The sequence below is a fragment of the Oscillibacter sp. genome (genome assembly GCF_032060045.1).
Taxonomy (GTDB): domain Bacteria; phylum Bacillota; class Clostridia; order Oscillospirales; family Oscillospiraceae; genus Oscillibacter.
Window position 1 is genome coordinate 77,896 of sequence record NZ_DAMBZJ010000008.1, and the last position, 9,295, is coordinate 87,190.

Here is a 9,295-nt window from a genome sequence, read left to right on the forward strand (position 1 = left end):
CACCTGCCCATTTTTGCCGGTTCCGGAGGCCACCACGTATTCAAGGCACTTGCGCACGGTGTCAGACGTTTCCTTGCTGACAACCTGACGTACGGGAGTGGAGTCGTGCTGATATTTGACGTTCCCCTGATCGTCCACCACCTGCTCCACCAGATACGGCGTGCGCAGATACCCGCCGTTGATGGTTGCAGCCTGTGCACGGATAACCTGAAGCGGCGTGACGGTGAAGGTCTGGCCGAAGGAATACGAGGCCAAAGACACCACGTTGGTTCCGAAGTCCTTTTCACTCGCGAACAGTCCAGTGGTTTCGCTGATCTCGTCGATGCCGGTCTTCTCCATCAGGCCGAAAGACTTCAGATACTGATAATATTTCTCCGTTCCGATTTTCAGACCCATTGAAATAAAAGCGGGGTTGCAGGAGTTTCCGGTGGCCTGCATCAGGTCCTGAAGTCCGTGGCCCCTGTGGTTGGAGCAATAAATGGGCTTGTTCCAGCCGGGAACCCGGATGGAACCGGAGCAGGTGAAGGTGGAATTCAGGTTTACCAGCCCTTCCTCCAGCGCCGTTGCCAGCGTGACAGGCTTGAAGGTGGAGCCAGGCTCGTAGGTGTCGCTGATGCAGCGGTTGCGCCATTGCTCACCCAGCGCCGCGCGGTTCACCTGACTGCGGGCGGCGTTGTATTCGTCGCTTCCCTCCGTAAGCCCGGCCAGCGCCTTGACCAGATTTTCATCGGTCAGGGCCTTCAACTTTTTGTCATAAATGGTAAAGGGTTCGTTTAAATCAAAGGTGGGATAGGAGGCCATGGCGACAATCCCGCCGGTCTTCACGTTCATGACAATGCCGGTTCCGCCGTTTTTTGCTCCAAATTTATCCACCATGGACTCAATGCCCTTTTCAAGAACCGACTGGACGCTCACGTCCAGTGTCAACATCAGGCTGTCGCCGTTTTCCGCATCGTAATACTGTTCGTATTGATACAGCATATCCTCGCCGGTGTTGGTCTTGGCGGTGACGGTCAGGCCGGAGGTGCCCTCTAGCACATCCTCATACTTGGCCTCCAGACCATACAGTCCTGTATTCTCACTGCCTACAAACCCGATGACCTGCGAGGCCAGCGTTCCATAGGGATAATAGCGCTTGGAGTCCGCGTTGAGAAAAATTCCCTGAAGCCGGACAGGACGCTTGGAGGGGTCGCTGATGAGGATGGTCTTGCCGTCCTCATCCAGCTTTGTCAAAGCATTTCCCTCATCGTCGATTTCTCCGTTGATAAAACGGCGGACTTCGTCGGCAGTCTTCTGCTCCACCTTTTTCTTCAGCTCGATGTACTGCGAGTTTGTATCCTCCATTTTTTTGAGAACGGCAGCCTCATCAAGTTCCAGGATACGGGCAAGACCCCGAGCCACAAACGCTGGGTCCTGCGTTTCCTTATTGCTTTCAATGTCGCGAGGAGAAATACACACCGTCTCCGCCGAGGCGGAAACCGCCATAATTTCTCCGTTTTTATCGTAAATCGCCCCTCGGGACGCGGTGACCACCGCACTGCGGGTTTGCTGGGCCACAGCCTTTTCCTGAAGCTCTTCGTGCCGCACGATTTGCAGGCTGTACAGCTTAAACAGCAGCGCCACAAATACCGCAATGCCCAAAAGAACCATCATCAGCACCGTCCGGTTTCGAACCGTCTGATTTGCCCAGCGGGCGGCGTCGCTTTTCCTGCGTTTGCCTGGCTTTCTCATTGATATCCTCCATCCTAAAAACGACGCTCGACACGTTTCGCGTCCCGGTAAGGTTCAAGGAGTAAGAAGGAGCGGCCCTCCTTCTTACTCCCCCTGTTCACTGTATTGCGTCTCAGTCGAAATATTCCACCACCGCGTAAACGCCGTGGTTCAGCGAGGACGCAAGCTGCTCCAGCAGCCCCGCCTCTTTTTCCTGATAGACCACGGCGCTGTCTCCGCCGCTGAGGTCCAGATAATAGGTCTGCCCGCTGCTGGGCTTGGCCATTCCGGCGGACTCCGCCGCTTTTTTCACCGTGTCCAGATCGAACATTTGGGCGTATTGCGCAGTGAGAATCACCTTTTCCGTCTGAAGCTGGGACAGTTCTTTGTTCAAAGCCACCACGTCGCTGGACAGGCTTGTAAGCTGTACGTAGCACAGCAGCGTCAGCACCGCCAGCGCCGCCACGGCGCTAAAACTCAGTACAGCCAAAAAAGAAATGTGCTGGCGTTCCCGAACCTGCACCGAAGCTGCAGAACGTACCTTCGGAGCAGGCGCGGCCTCTTCCCGACGCCGGGGCAATTCTCCCGCGTGAGACAACTGGCGCTCCCGCAACTCAAAGTCCAGATCATATGCCAGATTGCCGTTTGTCGCCCCCCGCCGGGGATAGCGCAAGTCCCGCGCTGCCGCAGCCGCCATGCCGTCCTCCTCCAATCTTTTGTACTACACACCTCGCGCTTTGCACGCGTTTCAGAGAATGTCGCTTCCTTAATTTTCCTTCTCCGCAAGCACCGGGCTCCCGTCCCGGTCCAGCAGCGGCGTTAAACCCGCCGCGCTGCCATTGCGGTGGAACAAATAGTGTACGCCCGTCTCATGGTCCACCCAAATCTCTGTCTGAGTCAAAGTTCCCTGCGTATAAATCTCCTCAAATCTGGGCCTCATACCGTCTGCTCCTTTCGCATTCCACGCCGTCACGGCCCGCATTTCTCCGCCACACGGAGCTTTGCGCTGCGGGCGCGGGGGTTTTCCGTTAGCTCCTCCTCGTCGGGAACAATGGGCTTGCGGGTCAGAATCTTCAGCTTCGGCTTATTGCCGCAAACGCACACCGGAAACTCCGGCGGGCAGGTGCAGCCCCGGGCCTGTGCCAGCAGGGCCCGCTTGATGATGCGATCCTCCAGAGAATGAAACGTAATCACGGCCAATCTTCCTTCGGGGGCAAGGACCTCCGTGGCCGCCTCCACCATGGGTTCCAGCGCATCCAGCTCTCCGTTGACGGCGATGCGGACGGCCTGAAAACTCCGCTTGGCAGGGTGCTGCTTTTCACGCAATGCCTTAGACGGCATAGCGGACTTAATCAGTTCCACCAGCTCAAGGGTTGTTTCAATAGGCCTGTCCCCTCTTGCGCGGACAATGGCCCGGGCGATGGCGGGAGCATATCGCTCCTCGCCGTAATCATAAAGAATGCGACGCAGCTCGTCCTCGCTCCATTCGTTCACCACCCGGCGGGCAGTGAGATGGGCAGAGGCATCCATCCGCATATCCAGCGGCGCGTCGTGCATGTAGGAAAAACCACGGGCCGCGTCGTCCAGTTGGGGCGACGACACACCCAGATCAAACAGCAATCCGTCCGCGGCGGAAACGCCGCAGCTTTTCAGGATCTCCGCAAGCTCGGAAAAATTGCCCCGGACCAGCGTCACCCGGTCCAGCCAGGGGGCCAGCCGCTCCTTCGCGGCGTCAATGGCGGCCCCGTCCCGATCAATGCAGATTAGCCGCCCGGTTGTCAGCCTTTGGGCAATCTCTTTTGAGTGCCCGGCGCGGCCAAGGGTCCCGTCCACGTAGATTCCGTCGGGACGGATGTTCAATGCTTCAATGCTCTCTTTCAGCAGCACGGACTTATGCAAATACTCCATATCAAAAATCCAGTTCTTCCATGGCGGAGAGCATGTTGCCGCTTTCCAGCTCTTGCTTCTCCAGCTCCTGCCACGTGGCGCTGTCCCAAATTTCCGCACGGGAACTTACACCGATGACAGACACGTCTTTTTTTAAGCGAGCGTATTCCCGCAGTTTTTGCGGAATCAGGATGCGGCCCTGCCCGTCCGGCTCGCAGCGGACGGCATTGGAAAACAAAGGGCGCAGGGCGCGGGCTTTGGAATAGGGCAGCGCCTCGAATTTTTCGGTCAGTCGCGCCCAGCTTTCGTCGGAATAAATGGTGAGGCAGGGATCGGGGCCGATGGTGACATAGAACACGTCTCCCAGTTCTTCCCGCAGCTTGGCTGGGATGGCCAGACGGCCCTTGGCGTCGATTGTGTGCTGATTGGTTCCGGTCATCGGCGCTGGCCCTCCCTTTCGTTTTTTGGGATTGAAGTGAATTATTCACCACTTGTCACCTATTATCACCACTTATCCCCACTCGCATCTCTGAGTATAATCAAACTTCTTTGGAATTGCAAGAGGTTTTTTGGAATCTTAAAATGGTTACAATTTAGTTTTTTTGACAAACTTTGTCGAAAAAAATGTATTTTGAAACACATGTTCCAAAGAGTTTCATCTGTTAACATAAAATAGAAAAGTTTCCCAACACAACATGTTGTGTTGGGAAACTTTTTCTAAAATACCAAATACCATATATGGGAATTAACGCGAAATTCCATAAGCCGTCTTAGTGATTTTTCACAAACTTTCAGGTTTCCTCCTGCTGGGAAGTGTTTTCCGTTTCCTCGTCAGGAGTGTCAAGGCGGCGGCGTTGCTCCTGTATCTTGTTTGCCGAAACGCTGCGAAAGCGGATACGGGACTGCTTCACCTCGTCCAGCGCCATGGAAATGGCCTCTTCCGTGCGGGCCAGCGCGTCCTCAGCGTATTCGTTGGCCACTTGATAAAGGCGCTTGGATCGCTCCTCCGCATTGTTGACGATGGTCTGCGCTTTCTGGCGGGCAGCGGTAAGCACTTCACTGTCGGACACTTTGGCCTTGACCTCCAGCTCTGCCTGACGCATCATGCGCTCCACATCCCGTTTCGCATCCTCCACGAATTTTTCCCGGGCGGCCAGCAGCTCTTGCGCTCGCTTGATTTCGATGGGAAGCTGGGCGCGCAGCTCGTCCAGCAGATCCAAAAGCTCATCTCGGTCCACCATGCTCATATTGGGCTTAAGCGCCGGGGATTTCGCATCTTCGATCTGCTCGTAGAGCATGTCAATCAGGCGGCTGACATCGTTTGTATTGTTGGGCATCGGCTTCACGCTCCCTCTTTGTTCGACTCTTCTCTCATCTTCCGCACAAGCTCGGCCGCGGCAGGAGGCAGATACTCCTCCAGAGGCTGTCCGTAGCGAATCATTTCCCGCGCCATGGACGAGCTGAAATGTTCGTATTTTGCCGCAGCGGGCAAAAGCAGTGTCTCCAATCCCGGGCGCAGATGCTCATTAATGCGGGCAAGCTCCCGCTCCAGATCCCAGTCCGTGCCGTTGCGCACACCCCGGACGATGATGCCTGCGTCGTGGCGGACGGCGTAATCCGCCAGAAGGCCGGACCACAGCTCCGCATGAACGTTGGGGTATTCCGCAACTGACGCTTCCACTAGCCGCAGCTTTTGCTCCGGCGTGAACATCTGATTTTTCTTTGCCGCGTTCGGACTGACGCAGACCCAAACCATATCGAAGCAGGCCGCCGTCCTTCTGATAATATCTAAATGCCCCAGAGTGATGGGGTCGAAGCTGCCGGAGCAAATGGCTGTTCTCATGTGGCCGATTCCTCGCTCTCTTCCTCTCCCGCCCTGCGGAAAAGCGTCACAGAGATTCTTCCGTAGCGGTAGGTGCGGCCCATCCTATAAGGAGCCGCCGGCTCCGGCAGAACTTTTTCAGCAGGAGCCTCCGCCGCAATTATACCATGGGGCGTTAAAATGTCAAACCTGACAATGCGCTCCAGCGCCTCCTCCAGCAGCCCTGCCTCATAGGGCGGGTCCAGCAGAATCAGGTCAAATTTTCCCTTCAGGGAGGACAGGACTTCCAAGGAGTCTCCCGTCATCACTCTGGCCCGGTCGGTCAGGTCCGTGATCTTCAAATTTTCTCGAATCAGCTTCACTGCGTCTGCCCGTCGGTCCACAAAGACGCAGCTCGCCGCGCCGCGGCTCAGCGCCTCGATGCCAAGCTGTCCGGTTCCGGCAAACAGATCAAGAATTTTGCGTCCCTCAATCTCAAATTGCAAGGCGCTGAACAGACCTTCCTTCACCCGGTCGGTGGTGGGGCGGGTATCCATGCCCTCCAGCTCTTTCAGCCGTCTGCCCCGAGCGGAGCCGGTGATTACTCGCATGGTTCGCTCTCCTCCATTTTTTTCATCATTTTCATCGTTTTTTCCCGCTTCAAGCGGTCGGAAATCACGAAAATTGCAAGACTTGTCCACACGAAGCCGAACAAAATTCCGTGAGTCAGAGTAAATTCCTCGTGAAACGCCAGCACGCCCAGCAAAAGCTGCAGCGTGGGATTCATATACATCAGCACGCCGGACAAAGACAGGGACGTGGTTCGGATTCCAACGGCAAACAGCATCAGCGGAATCGTGGTTACCACGCCGGCAAGAGGCAGCAGCAGCCACTGCGCCCCGTGGAGCACTCCCACAGCCCCGCCTCCCCGGATATCTGCCACCACAATCCATAGAAGGGCCAGCGGCGTCACGGCGGCGGTCTCAATAAAGAGGGCCGCATTCGCGTCCGTCTTCACCGTTTTTTTCACCGCGCTATACAGCGCAAAGCTTCCTGCGATTACCACAGCAACCCAGGGGAACACCCCAAAGCGGAACGAGGCGATTACAATGCCCGTCGCGGCCAGCGCCGTGGCGAACCATTGCAAACGAGTCAGCCGCTCCCGGAACAGCTCCGTTCCCAAAACAGCCGACAGCGGCTGCATCATATAATAAGCAAGGCTGGCATCCAAAATGTGGGCGTTGTTGACTGCCCAAATATAAAGTCCCCAGTTTACGGTAATCAGTGCACCTGCCCCAGCAAGGCGCAGCATCTCCGTCCGCTTTCCAAGTACCTCACGAACGCAGCTCCACTCCCGCCGGACTGTCAGCAAAAGCAACATCATGGCCATAGACCAGAAAATCCGGGCCGACAGCACGTATACAGAGTCTACCGCACCCAACGTTTTCCAAAAAAGGGGCAGAACTCCCCATGCGGCATAACATGCCGCCACATACAGCGCGCCCCTCTTCATGTCCTCGACAATCCCTTCCGGTCACAGACCTCTAAAATTTGCATCTCCTAATTGTACGACAATACATGTGGTTTTTCAATAACAAATCCGTAAATTTCTTCTTTTTTCCCGTGCGACTCCTGCGGGCGACAAAAACAGCAGCAGGGAAATCGGCCCGTAATTGTTCCGGTTGCTCTTGTGCTTTTGCGGAAAATCGTATATAATAACCAACTGACTATGCGAAACGGCACATTTTCGGTCGGGGTTCCCCGGGGGACCGGCCTATGGAAAGGAAGAATGCGCTTATGATCCAATTGAATTCCGAACAGGGCGCCGTCACCATCAGCAGCGCCGTGTTTTCCAACATTACCGGCATTGCCGCCACCAACTGCTTTGGCGTGAAAGGCATGGCCTATCGCTCTATGACGGACGGTCTGGTCCATCTCCTGCGGCGGGAGGCTATGAGCAAGGGCGTCAGCGTCACCGCCAATGACGACGGTACCGTCTCCATCGAGCTTCATATCATTGTTGAAAACGGCGTGAATCTTCCCGCGGTGTGCAGCTCCATTATGAACGAGGTGCGCTATATGGTCACCAAAAATACCGGCGTGGAGGTCAGGGTGGTCGATGTGTGCGTCGACTCCATGACTCTGTGACCGAGGGAGGGCTCAAAACAGATGAACAAACAAATCAGCGGTGCGCTTTTCAAGCGGATGATGCTGCACGGAGCGGCCGCCGTGTCGGCTCAGAAGCAGGCGATTAACGATTTGAACGTGTTTCCCGTCCCCGACGGAGACACCGGCACCAATATGAGTATGACCATTGCCGCCGCCGTGGACGAGCTGCGCCGGTGTGATCCGGATAGCGTTGACCGGGCTGCTTCCGTCACGGCCTCCGCCCTGCTGCGGGGTGCGCGAGGGAACTCCGGCGTGATTCTCTCGCTTTTGTTCCGTGGAATCTCCAAAGGGCTGAAAGGTCAGGAGCACGCCGATGCGTCCACGTTTGCCGCGGCCATGCAAGAGGGAGTTTCCGCTGCCTATAAAGCAGTAATGAAGCCCGCGGAGGGCACGGTGCTCACCGTTTCCCGCCTCACTGCCAAACGGGCGGTGGACGCGGCAGCAGAAGGGATGGACCTGGAAGCCATGCTGGATTCCGCCATCCGCGTGGGTTATGAGACGCTGGCGCAGACCACCGACATGAACCCGGTTTTGAAAAAGGCCGGCGTGGTGGACGCGGGCGGCAAGGGCTTCCTCCTTATTCTGGACGGAATGCTGGCCGAGTTGCGGGGCGAGCCGATGCCAGAGTTGTCCGACGCTGGCACGCCGGAGAAGGAAAAGGCCGATTTTGGCGGCCTTTCCTCTGATGAAATCACCTTCGCCTTTGACACGGTGTATATCGTGCGCAAGGCCTCGGCAAATATTTCTCTGGAACCCCTACGGGCTTATCTGAACAGCATCGGCGACAGCCTGGTCATCGGCGAGGACGACGAGGCCTTCAAGGTCCACGTCCACACCAACATTCCCGGCGCAGCGCTGACGGAGTCTCAGAAGTACGGCACGCTGGAGCTGGCCAAAATTGAGAATATGCGCACGCAGGCAGACGCGCTGGCCGCCGGACGGCAGGCCCAGAGCACCGATGATCTGGACGCGGTGGAAGCCGCGCTTGAAGCCCAGACGGAGCAGGAAGCTCCCCAGGGCATCGCCCCGCCGGAGAAGAAATACGGCTTTTTGGCGGTGTGCGCGGGAGCGGGGCTGGAAGCTTTGTTCCGGGATTTGGGAGCCGACGGCGTGGTGTCCGGCGGGCAGACCATGAACCCCTCCACCGAGAGCATTCTGGACGGAGTAAATGCCATTCCAGCCGAAACTGTGTTTATCCTGCCCAACAACGGCAACATCATTATGGCCGCCCAGCAGTGCGCCGCTCTGACGGAGAAAAACATAGTGGTCATTCCCACTAAGACCATACCTCAGGGTGTTACCGCCATGATGAATGTGGACTTTGAGGCGCAGGACACTGAAGTTCTCACTGCCGCCATGACGGAGGCCCTGTCCTCTGTCACCACCGCCCAGATCACCTATGCGGCGCGGAACTCCGATTTTGATGGATTCGACATCAAGGAGGGTGACTTCCTTGCTTTGGAAGAAGGACGCCTGTTCGGCACCGACAAATCCATTGCCGCACTGATAGAAAAGCTGGCGCAGGACGCCCGGGAACGGGGCAGTTCCTTCATCTCCGTCTACTTTGGCGAAGACGTTTCCGCGGAAGACGCCCGGAAAACCGCCGAGCTGTTTGAGTCCACCTGCCCCGACGCGGAGGTAGCGGTTCTCTCTGGCGGGCAGCCCGTGTACTACTATATCATTTCCATGGAGTGAGTTTTCCCCATATTTCCATAAAAAACCGGTCCC

General features: G+C 56.6%; 11 protein-coding genes. 2 read left to right on the forward strand and 9 right to left on the reverse strand.

Translation table 11 applies throughout. The features are described from left to right. The 9 genes from RT018_RS05100 to rarD form a co-directional block, all read right to left on the reverse strand. Nucleotides 1-1,731: penicillin-binding transpeptidase domain-containing protein (locus tag RT018_RS05100; protein ID WP_312939859.1), on the reverse strand; the 1,731-nt coding region annotated here is incomplete at its 3' end. A gap of 112 nt (nucleotides 1,732-1,843) precedes the next feature. Then, a complete protein-coding gene (locus RT018_RS05105) occupies nucleotides 1,844-2,407 on the reverse strand; it encodes a hypothetical protein (protein ID WP_312939861.1) in 564 nt (187 codons plus the stop codon). Between the two features lie 69 nt (nucleotides 2,408-2,476). Beyond that, complete coding sequence (locus RT018_RS05110) at nucleotides 2,477-2,650, reverse strand: DUF6440 family protein (protein ID WP_312939863.1); 174 nt, start codon at nucleotides 2,648-2,650, stop codon at nucleotides 2,477-2,479. 29 nt (nucleotides 2,651-2,679) lie between these two features. Beyond that, nucleotides 2,680-3,618, reverse strand: a complete 939-nt coding sequence (gene rsmH / locus RT018_RS05115) for a 16S rRNA (cytosine(1402)-N(4))-methyltransferase RsmH (RefSeq protein ID WP_312939865.1) — start codon at nucleotides 3,616-3,618, stop codon at nucleotides 2,680-2,682. Nucleotide 3,619: 1 nt separating this feature from the next. Continuing rightward, nucleotides 3,620-4,036, reverse strand: coding sequence for a division/cell wall cluster transcriptional repressor MraZ (gene mraZ, locus RT018_RS05120; protein WP_293007436.1), 417 nt, complete (start codon nucleotides 4,034-4,036; stop codon nucleotides 3,620-3,622). Nucleotides 4,037-4,388: 352 nt separating this feature from the next. After that, nucleotides 4,389-4,934 (reverse strand): hypothetical protein, encoded by a 546-nt coding sequence (locus tag RT018_RS05125; RefSeq protein ID WP_312939868.1) that lies wholly within the window; start codon nucleotides 4,932-4,934, stop codon nucleotides 4,389-4,391. A gap of 5 nt (nucleotides 4,935-4,939) precedes the next feature. Continuing rightward, complete coding sequence (gene coaD / locus RT018_RS05130) at nucleotides 4,940-5,440, reverse strand: pantetheine-phosphate adenylyltransferase (protein WP_312939870.1); 501 nt, start codon at nucleotides 5,438-5,440, stop codon at nucleotides 4,940-4,942. Further along, on the reverse strand, nucleotides 5,437-6,009 hold the full coding sequence (rsmD, locus tag RT018_RS05135; RefSeq protein ID WP_312939871.1) for a 16S rRNA (guanine(966)-N(2))-methyltransferase RsmD: 573 nt from the start codon (nucleotides 6,007-6,009) through the stop codon (nucleotides 5,437-5,439). The genes coaD and rsmD overlap by 4 nt, the downstream gene beginning before the upstream one ends. Then, nucleotides 6,000-6,911, reverse strand: a complete 912-nt coding sequence (gene rarD, locus RT018_RS05140) for an EamA family transporter RarD (RefSeq protein WP_312939873.1) — start codon at nucleotides 6,909-6,911, stop codon at nucleotides 6,000-6,002. Before rarD ends, rsmD begins: the two co-directional genes overlap by 10 nt. A 284-nt stretch (nucleotides 6,912-7,195) precedes the next feature. On the opposite strand from rarD, the gene RT018_RS05145 reads away from it, so the two are divergent. After that, complete coding sequence (locus RT018_RS05145; RefSeq protein ID WP_312939874.1) at nucleotides 7,196-7,546, forward strand: Asp23/Gls24 family envelope stress response protein; 351 nt, start codon at nucleotides 7,196-7,198, stop codon at nucleotides 7,544-7,546. 21 nt (nucleotides 7,547-7,567) lie between these two features. Further along, on the forward strand, nucleotides 7,568-9,262 hold the full coding sequence (locus tag RT018_RS05150; protein ID WP_312939876.1) for a DAK2 domain-containing protein: 1,695 nt from the start codon (nucleotides 7,568-7,570) through the stop codon (nucleotides 9,260-9,262). Nucleotides 9,263-9,295 lie beyond the last annotated feature (33 nt).

Bases quoted from the DNA above. Each gene is read 5' to 3' on its own strand.
- RT018_RS05125 (WP_312939868.1), bottom strand. From the start codon at position 4,934: ATGCCCAACAATACAAACGATGTCAGCCGCCTGATTGACATGCTCTAC.
- rarD (WP_312939873.1), bottom strand. From the start codon at position 6,911: ATGAAGAGGGGCGCGCTGTATGTGGCGGCATGTTATGCCGCATGGGGA.
- coaD (WP_312939870.1), bottom strand. From the start codon at position 5,440: ATGAGAACAGCCATTTGCTCCGGCAGCTTCGACCCCATCACTCTGGGG.
- rsmH (WP_312939865.1), bottom strand. From the start codon at position 3,618: ATGGAGTATTTGCATAAGTCCGTGCTGCTGAAAGAGAGCATTGAAGCA.
- rsmD (WP_312939871.1), bottom strand. From the start codon at position 6,009: ATGCGAGTAATCACCGGCTCCGCTCGGGGCAGACGGCTGAAAGAGCTG.
- RT018_RS05150 (WP_312939876.1), top strand. From the start codon at position 7,568: ATGAACAAACAAATCAGCGGTGCGCTTTTCAAGCGGATGATGCTGCAC.
- mraZ (WP_293007436.1), bottom strand. From the start codon at position 4,036: ATGACCGGAACCAATCAGCACACAATCGACGCCAAGGGCCGTCTGGCC.
- RT018_RS05110 (WP_312939863.1), bottom strand. From the start codon at position 2,650: ATGAGGCCCAGATTTGAGGAGATTTATACGCAGGGAACTTTGACTCAG.
- RT018_RS05145 (WP_312939874.1), top strand. From the start codon at position 7,196: ATGATCCAATTGAATTCCGAACAGGGCGCCGTCACCATCAGCAGCGCC.
- RT018_RS05105 (WP_312939861.1), bottom strand. From the start codon at position 2,407: ATGGCGGCTGCGGCAGCGCGGGACTTGCGCTATCCCCGGCGGGGGGCG.